We start from the raw sequence: 16,381 nt of genomic DNA on the forward strand, positions 1-16,381 counted from the left end.
CCGTCACCGTCGAAGTCACCCGCCACGTACGACGCCCGGCCCGACTCCCAGTTGCCGACCCCGGAGTCCCACACCTGCCGGGGGGCGGTCCCGTTGTCCACGTCCAAGAACACGAACAGCTTGGTGTGCCCGTTGCCGTAGTCGTAGAAGGCAGCCACGTCCTGCACGCCGTTGCCGTCGAAGTCACCGGCCACCGGCTTGCTCCGGGCGGCGTCGTAGTTGCCGGCACCGGAGTCCCAGTTCTGCGTCTCGCCGGCCGCCGGGCCACCCAGTCTGCCGAAGGTGAACAGGCGGGTCGTGGCACCCGGGTAGTCGTAGAACGCCCGGATCTTGTGGGCCTTGCGGGCGGCGGCCTCGTCGAGCCCGTACGCGTCGTACTGACCCTTGCGGAGGAACTCGGCGACGTCACCGGCCGAGCCGGCCAGGGCCTGCCGCGCGGCCTTGGCGAGGTTGCGGTGCAGGGCCTGCTCGGCACGGGTGAGGACGTCCTGCACCCGGCGGCGGTCCTCGGCCTCCAGGTCGTCCAGGGCCTTCTGGTGGTCGGCGTCCTTGGCCTGGTGGATGCCGGTGTCGATGAAGGCCTTCCACACCGCCGGGTCGGTGCTGCGGGCGGCCGACACGGCGGCGGCGTGAACATTGCTGCCGCCGGCCGCATGGTTCCAGACCGCGCTGACGAAGTCGCGGTCCGGCAGGTTCAGCAGCTCCTCGGTGACGGGCAGCCTGATGCGGTGGGCGGCGGACTCCTTGGCGGCGCGGGCGAGCGCCCGAGCCTTCTGCAGGGCGTCCTGGATGTCGTCTTCCTCGATGCGGCGCTCGATGGCCTTCTTGGCCGCGGCCGCCATGCCGGAGGAGATGAACTGCTTCTGCTCCTCGGGGCTGCCCTTGCGGACCGCCGCCGCGGCTACCTTGACCTCGACCCACTTGGGGTCTTCGACGACGCGCTCCCAGATCAACTGGACGAACTCGGCGTCGGCGCCCCGGAGCAGGTCGTCGCCGGCCACGACACCGATGCTGGCGGCCGCCGCGGCGCGCGCCTGGTCGGACAGGCGCTTGGCGGCAGCCTTCTGCCTCTCCCGCTCGATGTCGCGGTCGTAGGCGGCCCGGACCCCGGTGACGATGAACTCGGCACAGGCCCGGTCCGCCGAGGCGCCGGCGAACGCGTCCTCGGCGGCGACCCGCACCTCGAAGAACTCGGGCTTGTCCTTGACGTGCTTCCAGATCTCGATGACGAAGTCGCGGTCGGCGCGCTCGACGAGCGCGAAGTCGTCGCCGCGGCCGAACATCCGGGCGACGGCGAGCTTCTGCTCGTACGTCGCCTCGGCGGCGTTGCGAAGAGTGACGGACAGCCCGGGTACCGGTGCGGCGTGGGCGACCGCCGGCAGGCCGGCAGTGAGGGTGACCGTGGCCAGGCCGGCGGTCAGCAGCCGCCCGGTCAGGGCGCGGGTGGAGGCGTTCATGCGTGTGAGTTCCCCGTTTGACAACTAGTGACAAGGCATCCGGAGACAGCCCGCCGCAGGGTCCGTCCGGACCGGAGCAAGCAGGCTGGTCGGCCCGTGACGGCCGTGGATGCGATCGGGAACGGTAACGGGTGTGCGGCGGCAAGGCAACGTACGCCGGTCGGCGTCCCGCCGCGAGATGCTCCGCCGCTGGTGGACGGCATGGAGTTCTTGATCACCCGGCGCCGGGGGAACTGCCAACCGACCAGCGACAGCGGCAACCTTGACCCGAGCAAAGCTGTGGAACCTTCGGGTCGCGGCCCGCTGTGCCGGTGGGTGAACCGCCCTACTCGATGACGGCGTACGTCCAGAACGTCTGCTCGGTGAGCGGTGCGGCGGACGGGTCCTGAGGTGGAGAAGCCTTTGTTCCCCGCCTACGAGCGTTGATATCCATGCCCAACGCGATGAGCAGCGCCGGGACGACCACGGCGGCAACAGCGAGGATGATCATCTTGGACACATCCTTATGTCGGGTACTCATGAGCATACGCAGTTGACTCCAGACGTCACACCACCTGCACGAACAGGTTCACGAGAGGAACCGAGCGACCTCGGTACACGCTCTAGTGCCGTACGGAATCCGAGCGGGGCACCGCGGGCTCGGTCCTGGTGCTTCTGGCGTAGGCGACCCGGGTGTCCGATGCGCCCGCGCTGGCGGCGTCTTCGATGTCCCGGTGGGCGGGAGCATCGGACACCGGAGTACGGTCCTCGCCGACCGTGGGTTCGGCCTTGGGACGCCCGCGGCGGGTGTCCCAGATGTCCCGGGCGAGGATCTGCAGGATGCCGGCGACCGGGATGGCCAGCAGCGCACCGAGGATACCGGCCAGCTCCACCGCGACCAGGATCGCGACGAGGACGGTGAGCGGGTTCAGCTTGACCGTACGGGCGAAGATCATGGGCTGGAGAAGGTGGTTCTCCAGCTGCTGGTACAGCACGAAGAAGACGAGGACCACGATGCCGGCGGTGGTCGACGCGACGAACGCGGCGGCGGTGGCGACGACTGCGCCGAGCGTGGCGCCGACCAGCGGGATGAGGTCGGCCAGCCCGACGAACAGGGCGATCAGACCCGCGTACGGGACGTCCAGCACCGCGAGCACCACGTAGGTGAGCGTCCCGCAGATGACGCTGATCAGGAGGTTGCCGGTGAGGTAGCCGGTGATCGTCCTGGCGCAGTCCTGACCGACGCGCCGGATGTGCTCGGCGCGGCGGGGTGCGAACAGGGCCAGGAAGCCGTCGACGATCTTGGGCGCCTCCAGGACCATGAGGTAGGCGAGCACGAAGATGGTCGCGATGCCCGCGACGCCGGTGGCCACCGAGCGGAGGAAGGCCAGCGTCGGCGCGCCCAGGCCGGACGCGTACTCGCGGATCCGGTCGGCGTTGTTCTGGGCGTACTCCATCAGGTTGAACCGGTCGACGAGCTGCCCGGCCGGACCGCGGCCGTTGCGGAGGTCCTCGACGATCTTCGGGAAGTCGGCGATCACCTGGCCGCTCTCGCGCACCAGCGGCACGACGAAGAGCGTGATCAGACCGCCCAGGAGCGCGAAGGCCGCCACGAAGACCAGCAGTGTGGCCAGCCAGCGCTTGCAGAACGTCGCCTTGCGGGTCATCCAGGTCACGGCCGGGTGCAGGGCGACCGCGAAGAAGCCCGCGATGACGATCCAGGTCAGCACCCTGCGGGCCTCGTACCCGAGGAACAGCACGGTGACCGTGGCGAGCAACAGCCCGATGACGACCATCGTACGGCGCGCGACCATCCTGGTGTCCGTTTCACCCATGACGTTCGGTTACCCCACGACAACCAGCAGTAACCTTCTGGCGACCGCAGGCCGGGTCACGGGACGTCCGTCAGCGCGGGCTCGATGGGCCGGCGCAGGAACTCGTGCAGATCCGCCAGCGGGGCAGGCCTGGCGAAGAGGTAGCCCTGGGCGAGATCGCAGTCGAGGCTACGCAGACGCTCGGCCTGCGCCGGGGTTTCCACTGCCTCGGCGATCGTGACGAGGTCGAGGCTCCGGCCGAGTTCCAGGATCGCGCGGATGAACGCGAGCTCGCGGGCGCCGCCGTTGTCGATCTGCCGGGCGGTGAAGGAACCGTCCATCTTGAGGATGTCGACGGGCAGCTCCCGCAGGTACGCCAGCGACGAGTAGCCGGTGCCGAAGTCGTCGATCGCGATACGGACCCCGTGCTCGCGCAGTTCCTGCAGTTGCGCGGTGACGGTGGCCGCGTCGGTGACCGAGGTGACCAGCACCGTCTCGGTGATCTCGACGATCAGAGCCGCGCCGGGCACCTCGCCGGCGTGCAGCACCTGCAGCAGTCGCGCGGCGAACAGCGGATCGCGCAGCTGGTGCGCGGACACGTTGACGGTGACGGCGACCCGATGGTCGCGCCAGAGCCGGTGAAGGTCCCGGCACACCCGGCGGATCACCCAGTCGCCGATGGCGACGATCGCCCCGCTCTGCTCGGCCAGCGGAATGAAGCGGTCCGGCGGAATCCGGGTGCCGTCGGGGCGGGTCCAGCGCAGCAACGCCTCCGCGGCCGCCACGTCGCCCGTCGCGAGATCGATGATCGGTTGATAGTGCACGTCGAACTCGCCGGCATCCAGGGCGTCGTGCAGCTGTGCCACGAGCTCCGTGTTGGCCAGGCGTTCGGCGTGCATCTCCGGGTCGAAGACCGCGATCTGATCGCCGCCTCGCATCTGGGCCGTGTGCAGGGCCAGATCCGCGTCGCGGAGCACCGGCGGGCTCGGCTGCCCGGCCGTCACGGCCACCACGCCGATGCTGGCCGCGAAGCGTCGCGAGGCCAGCCCTTGCAGCCGGTACGGCTGGTGCACGGCGACGAGGATGCTCTGCGCCAGCTCGTGGTCGCCCGCGTCGGCCTCGGCGAGCACCGCGAACTCGTCGGCCGCCAGGCGTACCACGGTGGCGCTGCTCGGCACGGCGGCGCGGATCCGTTCACCGGTCTCGACCAGCACGGTGTCGCCGGCCTGGTGGCCGAAGGTGTCGTTGAAGTCCCGGAAGCCGTCGAGGTCCACCAGGAGCAGCACTCGGCGGCGACGGCCGGGGCGATCGAGGTGCTCCTGCAGCATGACCCGGTTGCCCAGGCCGGTGAGCGTGTCCAGGTGCGTACGACGGTTGAGCAGCGTGGCCAGCTGCGACAACCGGACGATCAGCAGCACCGCCATGGCGGCGCCGAGGACCTCGAGCACGATCAGCCGCGGCGACTGGCTGCCGGGCAGGGCGGCGGAGAGGCTGAGGATGGTCAGCAGGCTGATGCCGAGGGTCAGGGACACGTAGATCGCCATCCGGCGGCGCGACGCCGGCGACGGGTTGCCCGGCACGCTTCCGGTGCTGCGGGCCATCGACGGGTGCAGGCCCGCGGCACCGATGATCACGTACGCACCCAGCCAGCCGAGCGCGGTGAGCCGGTCGTAGCTCTCGCCGGCCAGCAGCAGCGCGTAGTAGCAGGAGTCCGTCAGCACGAGCAGTCCGGCCGCGGTGACCATCAGCCGGTAGGCGGGAGTGCGCACCCGGGAGATCACCACGACCCGTACGGTCAGCACCAGGATCAGCAGGTCCATGCCCACGTAGAACAGGTAGCTGGCCATCCGCAGCCCCGTGAAGCGGCCGTCGAACAACAGCGGCGCGACCACCAGCGTCCACAGCGCGGCGGCGCCGGCGACGGCGACGATGGCGGCGTCCACGACGCCGCTCCGCTGCTGGGCGGGCCGCACCCAGCGGTAGACACTGACCGCCAGGAGCACCAGCGTGGCCGCGTAGCAGGCATCGCCGACGGAGGGGAAGCGCGGCACCCCGGCCGGATCCATCGCCAGCGCCCAGCCGATGTTGGCCAGCAGCGACATTCCCATCGCCGCGGCCAGCAACCACCACGGCGCCGGCCAGACCGGCCGGTGCCGCCGGACACCGACCGCCAGCGCCACCATCGCCGAGGCCGCGACCAGCATGTACACCCACACCCGCACCGCCGGGACCAGCAGCGACCCACCGAGCAGCGCGAGCGCCCCTGCGCCGAGGTACCAGCGGTGCACGGAAATCTCGCGGCTCACCACCTCTTGATAACAACGCTCGGTTGCCATGGAGCCACGATCCGGAAGAAGCCCACGTTCCGGACGAATCTCTGCAAACCGCAACAGCGACTCCGCCAGTGCCGTTTTCCGCAGTAGATGATCTTGTGTAAGGTGTCGCGGTCATCGATGGACGGGGAGCACTGGTCATGAAGATCTACCTGCGTGCGCTCGGCGCCGGCTTCGTCAGCGCCGGCGTGCTGGCCATGCCGGCGGCCGCCGCGGCCGAGCCGGCGACCGACACGGCGAAGGTCGTCGCCGTGGACGAATACGACGCCGCCGGCAAGCCGCGGATGTACCCCATTCACCGGGGTGAGGAGATCCCCCTCACGTTGCGCGTGGCCAACGCCGGCGCGGCGCCGACCAAGGTCGTGGTGAACGTCGGGGTGGTCAACGACCTCGACCTCCCCAGGAGCTCCGAGAACTGCTGGTACTACGTGGACAGCAACCTCGACGGCGCCTGGTGTGAGCTCGACCAGGAGCTGGCCGCCGGCGCGGCGTACGAGACCTCGCCAGTGCGCATCGCCGCCACCGCGGACGCCAAGCCGGACCGGGTGCAGACGGTCATCCACCGGTGGTTCACCCAGGACTGGGCGGAGAAGCAGGGCGGCATCGAGGCGCTCGCGAAGAAGGACAGCGGGCGCGGCACGGCGCCCGTCAAGGGCACCCGGGACACACTGCGGCTGCAGCCCAAGGCGCTGACCATTCCGGCCGACGCCAAGTGGGTCGGCTTCACCGGCGTCAGCCTGATCACCCCGCCGGGCGCACCCACCGGCACTCCGACCGCCCGCCCCAGCGCCACCGCCTCGGCCGGCGCCGAGGCGCCGGCCAGTGCCGGCCCCTCGTTCCCGCCGAGCGTCACCGCCACCCCGGCGGCCGCGGGCGCCGGCGGGTCGGCCGGCGACGGCGGCCTGCCGGTCACCGGGGCGAAGGTGGCGACCGTCGCCGGCGGCGGCGTTGCGCTGCTGGTCCTCGGGCTGGCCGGCCTCCTGCTGGCTCGCCGGCGGCGGAACCGCTTCGTCGCCTGAGCTTGCCGCACGAACGGGCCTCGCCGACCCCGGCGGGGCCCGTTCCGCTCGGCGCCCGTCCACGGTGGCCGCCGGTGCCTCTGGTCCCGCCGGCGTCCCACCGCTAGAACGGACGTATGGGCGCATGGCAGAGGTGGAGTACCGCTCGAGGCGCGTCCGCGCGGGGCCGGGCGACGGGACGGAATGTCGTGCTGCTGGGGGCCGGTGTGCTCGTGGCGGCTACCCTCCTGGTTCTGGTGCCGGCGCTTGCCCACCCGCCGCTGAGTCCCTCGGATCTGGGCGGCGTGGCGACGGCGGAACGCCAGATCGCGCTGCAGCAGGCGCAGGCACAGTTGCGGGACGGCCTGCGGGCCAGCCTGCTCCAGGCCGTTGCGGGTGTCGTCATCGCGCTCGGCGCGCTGGCGACCTGGCGGCAGGTGCGCGTCAATCAGGACGGTCATCTGACGGCCCAGTTCTCCCGCGCCGTGGAGCACGTCGGGGAGGAGAACCTCGATGTCCGCATAGGTGGGATCTATGCGCTGGAGCGCATCGCGCGGACATCGCCCGAAGACCAGGTGACGATCATCTTCATGCTCACCGCCTTCGTGCGTAACCATGCGCCCTGGCCGGACGGGGGTGAGTCCCATCCCACCCCGGTCGTCGACACCACGGTCGCCTGGCTGCGGGTCCGGCAGCCGGACGTGCAGGCGGCCATGAACGTGCTGGGACGGCGGGCGGCCGGCCGCAGCAGCGGACGGCTGTATCTCGCCCGCACCGACCTCCGGAGCCTGCAGATGAACGACGGCACGGAGCTGACCGATGCGAACTTCCATCACGCCAACCTGGCGCGGGCCTGGCTGCGGGCCGTGAATCTCCGAAACAGCGGGTTCCGGAACTGCGACCTGCGGCTGGCCAACCTGGCGCAGGCCGACCTGCGGTCCGCGGATTTCCGAGGCGCTCACCTGCGCGGCGCGGATCTGCGCGGTGCCGATCTCCGGAACGCAGACCTGCGAGGCGCCGACCTCACCGGCGCGGACCTCACCGGCGCCGACCTGACGGATGCGGTGCTCGATCAGGGACGACCTTGACGCGCTCCGGCCTCGCGGCGGCACTGCGCCGAGCCGGCAGGAATCAGGTGAGCCCCAGAATGGCGGCTCGCGTCGGGCGACGGTCGATCTCCATGTAGCGGTCGGCGCCCTCGAGAACCTCGAAGCCGGACCGCCGGTACACCTCGTGAGCGTCCTTGGTGGCGAGCAGGAAGCGGGGAACCCCTACCGCGGAGAGGTCCTCGAGGATGCTGTCGACCAGCCATCCGCCCAGGCCCCTCCCCCGGTGCCCGACGTCGACGAACACGTCACAGATCCACGCGAAGGTCGCTCCGTCGGTGACGGCCCGGGCGACGGCGACCTGGTCGCCGCCGGCGAAGACGGAATAGGGCCGCGAGCCCTCGATGGAGCGCCGCACCTCGTCGTAGGCACGTCCGGCGGCCCAGTAGGACTGCTCGCACAGCCACTGGTGGACCCGATCGACATCGACGCGCGCCGCGTCGGTGGTCAGTACATAGCCGTCACGCTGACGATCCCCCATGAAACCTCCTCGACTTGCCCGCCCAGGATGGTAGACGGACGGTACACGGCGCCACCGCGTGGCCTAAATGCGTTGTGCGGCGGGGGACCACCACGGAGAATCCCGCTCGTCCGATCTTCGGGAGGCTGGGTTGGCTGGCGGGGACGTGCGCGGGTTCGTCCGTACGGACATGGCAGGCGTTCGCGCCGCTTTCGTGCAGAACTTCAGCGACGGTGCGGAGGTGGGAGCCTCGTTCTGCGCCACGGTGGACGGTGAGACGGTCGCCGACCTCTACGGCGGGTACGCCGACGCGGCCCGCACCCGGGTCTGGGAACGCGACACCATCGTCAACGTCTACTCGACCACCAAGACCATGGCGGCCCTGACCGCCCTGCTGGTCGCCGACCGGGGCGAGCTCGACTTCGCGGCGCCGGTGGCCCGCTACTGGCCGCAGTTCGCGGCCGGCGGCAAGGACGAGGTCACGGTCGCGCAGGTGATGAGCCACTCCGCGGGGCTGTCCGGCTGGCGCGAGCCGTTGCGCCCGGAAGACCTCTACGACTGGGAGAAGGCGACCGCGTCGCTGGCGGCCCAGGAGCCGTTCTGGAGGCCCGGCACCGCTTCCGGCTACCACGTGGTCACCCAGGGGTTCCTGATCGGCGAGGTCGTGCGGCGGATCACCGGCCGATCGCTGGGCAGGGTGTTCCGCGAGGAGATCGCCGAGCCGCTCGGCGCCGACTTCCACATCGGACTACCGGAGTCCGAGGAACCCCGGGTCGCCGAGCTGATCCCGCCCGATCAGGAGCCGTTCTCCGGCGACGTGACGGAGCTGCAGGACAACGCGGCGCACAACCCGCGGCTCGACACGTCGGTGGTCGACTCGCGGGCGTGGCGCGCCGCCGGGATATCCGCCGCCGGCGGCACCGGCAACGCGCGCGCCGTCGCGCAGATCCACACCATCCTCGCCAACGGCGGTGTGGCCCGGGGCCGGCGCTTCCTGTCCGAGGCGACGTGCCGCAGCGCCCTGCAGGTCCAGGTCGAGGGCACGGACCTGATCCTGGGCACACCCGTCCGCTTCGGACTCGGCTTCGCGGTGGGAGGCGACTTCATGCCCAACCCCCGCACCCTGTACTGGGGCGGCGCGGGAGGCTCGCTGGCCATCATCGACATGGACGCGCATGCGACCTACGCGTACGCCATGAACAAGATGAGCGGCGGCCGCACGGGCGACCTGCGCGCCTTCGGACCCGTCTCCGCGGCCTGGGAGGCCCTCGCCCGATCCGGCGGACCGGCCGTGAGCTAGCCAGCTGCCCGCCGTCAGCCCGCCGCGACCGTCACTCCCGGGTACGGCTGGTAGGACTGGTCCGGGTTGCGACCGTCCGTGGCCCTGCAGGTGGCGCTGACGTGCCAGCCGCCGGCCCCGGACCCGGCCGGCAGGGTCAGCCGCACCGCGTTCCAGCGCCCGGCGACGCTCACCGGGGCGGTGCCCTCGACGACGGGCTTTCCGCCGCGGATCGCGTCGTGCACCGCGACCTCGACGGTCTGCGCGGGCTTCGGGTAGGCGCCACAGCCGCCGCCGTCGGTCACCGTCAGGACCTGACCCGGCCGCGCCGCCGCCGGGCTGACCCCGAGGATCGGCTTGGTGGTGGTCACGGTCTGGGTGAAGGTGTACGCGGCCAGGCTCCGGCCGCCGGTGCGCTCGTTCGGATCGGTGGACGCTTCGCAGTCGACGGTCGCCCGATGGGTGCCCGGCGCGGCGTTCTCGGACGTGCGCACCCAGGCCCCCCTGCTGAACTCGTCGTACGGCTCGGCGTAGGCCTCGGACGGCGCCTGGCCCGCGCCGCGCGTCACGACGAGGACGTAGCCGCTGCTCACCGCGGGGCAGGCGAAGTCGGTGGCGTACGAGACGAACCCGGCACGGCCGCTGGGCCGGTACACCGTCAGCGGGCCGCGAAGCTTGGCCGCCGCCTTGGCGCCCAGGTCGGCGAGTTGCGGCCCGAGCCGGTAGCTCATGTGGACGACCGTGCCGGCGACCATCGCCATCCGGCCGGCCGAGGTGAGCGGGTTGTAGAGGGCCGGGCGGTGGTCGCAGACGATGTCCGCCAGGTTGCACAGGCTGAGCACCCGGGCGCCGATCGCGCCGAACCTGCGCCCGCTCGCCAGCGAGAACTGGGGATACCAGAGGCCGACGCCCTTGGCTCTGTTGCCCGCGGTGCCGAGCATCTGCCCGTCGTCGCCCGGCAGCCGGTCGCCGTCGCCGATCAGCACGATCGCGTCGATCCGGTCGGTCACCCGGCTGCCGAGGACCTGCACGCTGCGGTGGATCACCATCGCGCCCTGCGAGAAGCCGGCGAGGACCAGCCGCTCACCCCGGCACAGCCGGGTCCGCTCGAGCAGGAACGTGTTCAGGTCACGTTCTCCCTCGATCAGGCTCTCCATGAACGTACCGATGCCGGGATGGATCATCGTCGGGAGCACGGGTGCGGCCCGGTAGGGCAGCGCGTACGCCGTGACGCTGCGGCCCTTCGCCTTCGCCTGGAGGGCGTGGTAGACCGTGGTCACCTCGGCGCCCATCCCGGACTTGTCGTACCCGGGCCATCCCTTGTCGGCCTCGCCGGACCCGGCGACGCCGACGAACAGCACGTCGCCGCACTTCGGCGGGGCGACCGCAGCGTGGGCGGGGGCGGGCACGGCCAGGGCGGCGGCGGCCAGGACCAGCGCCGCGAGGATGCGTCTCATCAGGGCAGCATGGCCCTCGCGGACGCGGATCCGGGGCGCCATCGCCGGATGAGCGGTCAAAGCCCTCCGGAAGGGGTCGGCCGCTCGGCCGGCTCCGCCCGCCAGGTGGACCACTGCCCGCGTGCGGCCACGCGGGAGCCGGTCAGGCGGGTTCGGCGGGGAGCGTGGCCGGAGGGTGCGGTCCCGCGTGCACGACCACCCGGTTGCGCCCGCCCTGCTTCGCCAGGTACAGCGACTCGTCGGCCCGGGCGAGGAGGCCGTCCGGCTCGGTGTCGGCGGCGGCGAGGTGCGCCACCCCGACGCTGATCGTCACCGCGACCGGGCCGGCGGCCGTCTCGATCGGGGCCACGGCGACGGCGGTGCGCAGCCGTTCGGCGGCGTCCACGGCGCCGTCGCCGATGTCCGGCAGCAGGACCGCGAACTCCTCGCCGCCGTAGCGGCCGAGCACGTCGGTCTCCCGGCTCTCCGCGCGCAGGCGCGCCACCACACCGCGGATGACGTCGTCGCCGACCTGGTGCCCGTACGTGTCGTTGATCTTCTTGAAGTGGTCGATGTCCAGCATGACGGCCGCCAGCGAGGTGCCGCGGCGCCGCGCCAGCGCCAGCTCCCGCCGGCCGGCGTCGAAGAAGTGCCGCCGGTTCGCGATGCCGGTCAGGCCGTCGACCGTCGCCAGGTGGTGGACCTGGCTGAACAGGCGGGCGTTCTCGTACGCGACCATGCCCTGACCGGCGAGCGCCGCGGCGACCTCCACGTCGGCCTGCCGGTAGGCGTCCGTCCCCGGCGAGGTCAGCACCAGCACGCCGAGGGACTCGTCGCGGGCCCGCAGCGGGACGGCGAGTCAGGAGCCGGCCGCCGCCGTGCCGCCGGTGAGCAGCGCCGACCATGCCGGCGGGGCCGGATACACCGTGGCCTGCGCGACGCCGAGCAGGTCCACCACGGCCGGCCCGGGGTCGGTCACCAGCGTCTCGGTGAGGCCGTCGCCGTCCGCGGCGTGCAGGACCGCCACCGTCGTCGCCGCCGGCTCGCCGAGGACCAGCCAGGCCCGGTCCCTGCCGCGGGCCCGGGTCATGGTGACGAGCAGCCGCCGCAGGACCACGTCCGGCTCCAGGGTGCCGGCCAGCCAGGTCATCGCCTGCCGCAGGCCCTCCGCCACGTCCCGTTGCCGGTTGGCGGCCTCCACGGTCAGCTCCAGCTGGGCGGTGCGGGCCGTCTCCAGCGCCACGGCGACCTGGTGGGTGACCGCGGTGAGGATGTCCACGTCGTCGGCGGTGAAGACGCCCTTCGCCACCCGGCTGTCCAGGTACACCACGCCGAGGAGCCGGCCGTCGAGCTGGAGCGGGGCGACCAGGATGCTGCGCAGCCCGTACACGAGCATGCTCTGCGAGCCCAGCGCCTCGCCCTCCTCCGAGCCCGTCACGACCAGCGCCTGCCGGTCCGCGCGGACCCGCTCGACCAGGCTCGCGCTGTACCCGGTCAGCTCGGCGAGGTCGGCTCCGGCGGCGTCGCGGCCGACGTGCGGGACGAGGCCGCCGGTGGCCGGGTCGAGCAGGAGGAGGAAGGCACGCTCGGCGCCCAGGATGCGGATCGTCTCGTCCAGCGCGATCCGGGCCAGCTTCACCGGGTCGAGCACCCGGGAGGCGGCCAGGCTGACCTGCTCCAGGGCGGCCCAGCGCTGCCCGTGCCGGGTGCCGGAGACGCTCACCGCGTCGCGGTTCGGCGTCCGGGCACCGGAGACGGCGGTGCCGAACTCGGCGGCCACCCGCCGGGAGCGGTGCGCCCAGCCCTGCTCGTCGGCGATCGCCGTTGCGAAGCGGGCGTGGCGCAGCGCCGCGCCGGCCACCCCGAGGGCCCGGTATGCGCGGGCCTGGACGAGAGCGGCCTCGTACGCCGGCAGCGGCCCGTCGGCCGCGCGCAACGCCGGCTCGGCCGCGGCCAGGGCGGCCAGCGCCGCGGCGGGATCGCCGGACACCTCGTGCAGGGCGGCCGTCAGGATGCGGTGGTGGGCCACCAGGATCGGCCGCTGGGGCACGGTGGCGAGGACGGCGATGGTCCGCCGGGCCCCGGCCAGCAGGGCGTCCCGCTCGGCCTCTCCCCCGCGCCGGCACCGCTCGAGCTCGCCGTAGGCCCGGTAGACGAAGAGGCTGTGCTGCATCGCCAGCAGGTCCCGCGGGCGCAGCCCGGTGGCGTCGAACTCGCGGACCGCGGCGTCGAACTCCTCGCCCGGCTCCGGCCGCTCCAGCGTCGTCGCCAGCGCGGCGACGAGCCGGTCGATCCGCTGGTGCGTCGCCGCCCCGTCGTCGGCCAGCCCGGCCAGCCGGGCCGCGGCCTCGCCGTACCGGCCCTGCAGGGCGATCAGGGCCGCGTCGGTGGCGACCACGTTGCTCCGGGAGGCCTGCCCGCTGGCGACCGCCCGGGTGGTGCGCCGCGCGAAGAACGGCTCCATTTCGGCCATGTCGCCGCGCAGCAGCGCGTCCCAGCAGAGGATCGCGCAGCCGTCGAGGTAGAGGCCGGCGTCCAGCCAGCGGTGATGCTCGTCGAGCGCCCGGCGGATGCTCTCGCCGGAGTCCCGGCCGCTGCTGTAGGTGCCGATCGACTCGTGCCAGGCGACGTAGCCCGACGCCACCCGGTCGCCCAGCTCGACGGCGGTGCGGGTGGCCACCGCGATCAGCCGGTCGGCGAGCCGGTGCAGCTTGAGGATCCGCGCGACGAACCCGAGGGAGCTGTAGAGCCGGGCCATCTCCGGCGACCGCCCGGCCCGGTTCGCCACGTACGGCGAGCGCAGGGCGTAGACCAGCGACCCGGACGGGTTCAGCCGCCGGATCTCCGCCGCGCCGGAGCTCTCGTACAGCAGGCACATCAGGCGGTAGCGGTCGCGCCGGGCCGCCGAGGCGGTGCCGTAGCCGATGCCGGTCAGCCCGATCAGGCAGCCGACGACGAAGAACCACAGCGTCGTCAGCGCGCGCACGACCGGGTTGCGGGGCAGCGCCCGCCCCAGCTCCTCGAGGGCCCGGGCGTTCGCGTCGAGCTGCGCGGCGTTGTTCCAGCGGGTCTCCTCGACCCTGGCGATCTGGTGCAGCAGGTGCGCCCGCCGCACCGGCTCGCGGACGTCCCGCAGCGTCTCCTGCAGCGTCTCCACGGCCTCGTCGAACCGGGACGCGTGGTGGTACGCCACGCCGAGCAGCTCGCCGAAGTCCGCGTCCGTGGCGATCCCGGCCCGGGCGGCCGCGGCCGCCGCGGTCTCGAGGTGGAACAACGCCGTCTCCGGGGCGTGCTCGGCCAGGGCGAGGGTGCCGGCGCGGCGGCAGGCGTCGAAGCGTCCGGCCGGGTCGTGGCCGGGGCTGCCGGACGCCCGGTGGTGGGCGAGGGCGTACACCTGCTGCGGGTCGTCGCCGGCCACCCGGGCGAGCGCGTCGGCGATCCGGTCGTGCAGCGTCTGCCGGTCCCCGGCGTCACCGGCGCCTCGCAGCAGCGCCTCGCGGATCCGGTCGTGCAGGAACGCCACGTCCCCGTCGTCGCGGCGCTCGACCAGGCCGTGCCGGACGGCGTCGGCGAGGACGTCCGCGAGCACCCGGGCGTCGACCCCGCAGACGTCGGCGACCAGGCCCGGCGCGAAGCGTGACCCGACGACGGCGGCGACCCCGAGCAGGCGGCGGCTGCCGCTGTCCAGGGCGTCCACCCGCTGCAGGACCAGGTCCGCGGTGTCCGCGGGGAGGTTGAGGTCGTCCAGTCGGGGCACGTCGATGTGCCAGGTGCCCCAGCTGACCCGGGCCAGGCCCGCATCCACGATCGCCTTGACGTACTCCAGCAGCGTGAACGGATTGCCCTGGCTGCGGGCGGCGAGCCGGGCCGCCACCTCCCCGGTGATCCGCAGGCCGCCGTTGGCGCCGGAGACCAGCCGCCCCACGGCGGCCGCGTCGAGCGGTTCGAGGCGCAGCGTGGTGTCCAGGTGGTCGCCGAGGCGGGCGCGGAACTCCGCCACCGCGTCCCGGCTGGCCGCGTCGTCGCGGGCGGTGGCCACGACCAGCAGCGGCGCGGTCGCCAGCTCCGGCGCGAGCTGGTCCAGCACCCGCAGGGTCGCCTCGTCGAACCACTGCACGTCGTCGAGGTGCAGGACGGCGCCGCCGGCGGCGCGGGCGAGCCCGGCCAGGAACGCGGCCACCGCCGCGGCGTACCGGTCGAGGCCGACGTCGCCGACCGGGTCGGCCGCGTCCAGCGCCCCGGCGAGGGCGGGAGAGAGGTTCTTGACCAGGGAGGCGGTGGAGCCGGCGGCGACCTGGAGCCGGCGGACCGCCGGTCCGGCCTCGGTCGCGGGCAGCCGCAGCACCGCGCGGACGTAGGCGTCGACGGCGGACCGCAGCGGCGCGAGCGGCTGCGGATCATCCGCGGAGCTCTTGCCCCGCAGCACGAGGTGGCCGTCGCCGGCCGCCGCGTCGGCCAGCTCGTGCGCCAGGCGGCTCTTGCCGCCGCCCGGCGCGCCCTCGACCAGGACCACGCCGCCCCGGCCGCGCTGCGCCTCCGCCCACCGGACACTCAGGGTGGCCAGCTCGTCCGCCCGCCCCACCAGCGGGCTCTCCTGCGGCGCGACCGGCCGGTCGGCGGTGCCCAGCGGAAAGTCCGCGGTACCCGGCTCGGCCGCGGCGCGGCGCAGGTCCGCGAGCAGGCCGTCGCCGCTGGCGTACCGGTCGTCGGGGTCCTTGGCGAGCAGCCGGCGGATGATGCCGGACAGGGCGGGAGACAGCGCCGGGACCACCGCCCGCGGGTCGGGGACGGGGGCCACGGCGTGCCGGCGCAGCAGCTCGGCGACGTCGTCGGTGACGAACGGGGCGGCGCCGGTCAGGCACTCGAAGAGCACGGCACCGAGCGAGTAGAGGTCGGACCGGCCGTCCACGGCGCGGTGCAGCATCCCGGACTGCTCCGGCGCGCTGTAGGTCAGGGTCCCGGCGACGTGCTGCTCCGGCCCGTCCGCCACCCGGGTGGCCAGGCCGAAGTCGATCAACCGCGCGGTGCCGTCCGGCGCGATCATGATGTTGTCGGGCTTGACGTCGCGGTGCACGAGGTGCGCGCGGTGCGCCGCCGCGAGCGCCCCCGCGACGTCGATGCCGATCGCGATCACCCGGGCCTCGCTCAGCGGGCCGGCGCCGAGCAGCGCGGCCAGGCTCTGCCCCTCGACCAGCTCCATCAGCAGGTACGGCCGGCCGTCGGCGACGCCGACCTCGTGCACCCTGGCCAGGCCGGGGTGGTCCACGGCGGCGAGCAGCGCCACCTCCCGGCGGAGCGCCACCGCGGCCTCGTCGTCGTACCCGGCCGTCGCGCGCAGCGCCTTCATCGCGTAGACCGCGCCGTCCCGGCGCACCCGGTACACGACGGCCCGGCTGCCGCGGCCGATCTCGCCCAGCACCTCCAGCCCGGCGGGGCCGCCGGGCTGGGCCTCGCGGGCTGATCCGGCCGGCGCAGCGCTGCTCACCCTATTTCCGTCGGCGGGTGGACCGCCGAGTTGA

General features: G+C 73.2%; 11 protein-coding genes. 3 read left to right on the forward strand and 8 right to left on the reverse strand.

Annotation, left to right across the window (positions count from 1 at the left end; genetic code table 11):
• The 4 genes from IEY99_RS29960 to IEY99_RS29975 form a co-directional block, all read right to left on the reverse strand.
• Positions 1–1,457, reverse strand: a 1,457-nt coding sequence (locus IEY99_RS29960; protein ID WP_229799374.1) for a VCBS repeat-containing protein, incomplete at its 3' end; no start/stop codon positions are given.
• Between the two features lie 325 nt (positions 1,458–1,782).
• Positions 1,783–1,977, reverse strand: coding sequence for a hypothetical protein (locus IEY99_RS29965; protein WP_194505981.1), 195 nt, complete (start codon positions 1,975–1,977; stop codon positions 1,783–1,785).
• A gap of 82 nt (positions 1,978–2,059) precedes the next feature.
• Positions 2,060–3,250, reverse strand: a complete 1,191-nt coding sequence (locus IEY99_RS29970; RefSeq protein ID WP_229799375.1) for an AI-2E family transporter — start codon at positions 3,248–3,250, stop codon at positions 2,060–2,062.
• Positions 3,251–3,327: 77 nt separating this feature from the next.
• Complete coding sequence (locus tag IEY99_RS29975) at positions 3,328–5,586, reverse strand: putative bifunctional diguanylate cyclase/phosphodiesterase (protein ID WP_189207469.1); 2,259 nt, start codon at positions 5,584–5,586, stop codon at positions 3,328–3,330.
• A gap of 137 nt (positions 5,587–5,723) precedes the next feature.
• Here IEY99_RS29975 and IEY99_RS29980 point away from each other — a divergent pair, with 137 nt between their 5' ends.
• Positions 5,724–6,602 carry an LPXTG cell wall anchor domain-containing protein gene (locus tag IEY99_RS29980; protein ID WP_189207470.1) on the forward strand — a complete coding sequence of 293 codons (879 nt, stop codon included), beginning with the start codon at positions 5,724–5,726 and terminating at the stop codon, positions 6,600–6,602.
• A gap of 188 nt (positions 6,603–6,790) precedes the next feature.
• Complete coding sequence (locus IEY99_RS29985) at positions 6,791–7,669, forward strand: pentapeptide repeat-containing protein (RefSeq protein ID WP_189207471.1); 879 nt, start codon at positions 6,791–6,793, stop codon at positions 7,667–7,669.
• A 43-nt stretch (positions 7,670–7,712) separates the two neighbouring features.
• Here the strand turns inward: IEY99_RS29985 and IEY99_RS29990 are convergent, their stop codons facing one another.
• Positions 7,713–8,168, reverse strand: coding sequence for a GNAT family N-acetyltransferase (locus IEY99_RS29990; protein ID WP_189207472.1), 456 nt, complete (start codon positions 8,166–8,168; stop codon positions 7,713–7,715).
• Between the two features lie 169 nt (positions 8,169–8,337).
• Between IEY99_RS29990 and IEY99_RS29995 the strand changes: the two genes are divergently transcribed.
• On the forward strand, positions 8,338–9,447 hold the full coding sequence (locus IEY99_RS29995; protein WP_189207473.1) for a serine hydrolase domain-containing protein: 1,110 nt from the start codon (positions 8,338–8,340) through the stop codon (positions 9,445–9,447).
• A gap of 14 nt (positions 9,448–9,461) precedes the next feature.
• On the opposite strand, the gene IEY99_RS30000 is transcribed toward IEY99_RS29995, so the two are convergent.
• The 3 genes from IEY99_RS30000 to IEY99_RS30010 form a co-directional block, all read right to left on the reverse strand.
• On the reverse strand, positions 9,462–10,883 hold the full coding sequence (locus IEY99_RS30000) for a cutinase family protein (RefSeq protein ID WP_189207474.1): 1,422 nt from the start codon (positions 10,881–10,883) through the stop codon (positions 9,462–9,464).
• A gap of 142 nt (positions 10,884–11,025) precedes the next feature.
• Positions 11,026–11,682: a GGDEF domain-containing protein gene (locus IEY99_RS30005; protein ID WP_189207475.1), complete on the reverse strand. Its 657-nt coding sequence runs from the start codon at positions 11,680–11,682 to the stop codon at positions 11,026–11,028.
• A 39-nt stretch (positions 11,683–11,721) separates the two neighbouring features.
• Positions 11,722–16,347, reverse strand: a complete 4,626-nt coding sequence (locus IEY99_RS30010) for a protein kinase domain-containing protein (protein ID WP_189207476.1) — start codon at positions 16,345–16,347, stop codon at positions 11,722–11,724.
• Between the last annotated feature and the right edge of the window lie 34 nt (positions 16,348–16,381).

The organism is Couchioplanes azureus (assembly GCF_014648355.1).
Lineage (GTDB): Bacteria > Actinomycetota > Actinomycetes > Mycobacteriales > Micromonosporaceae > Actinoplanes > Actinoplanes azureus.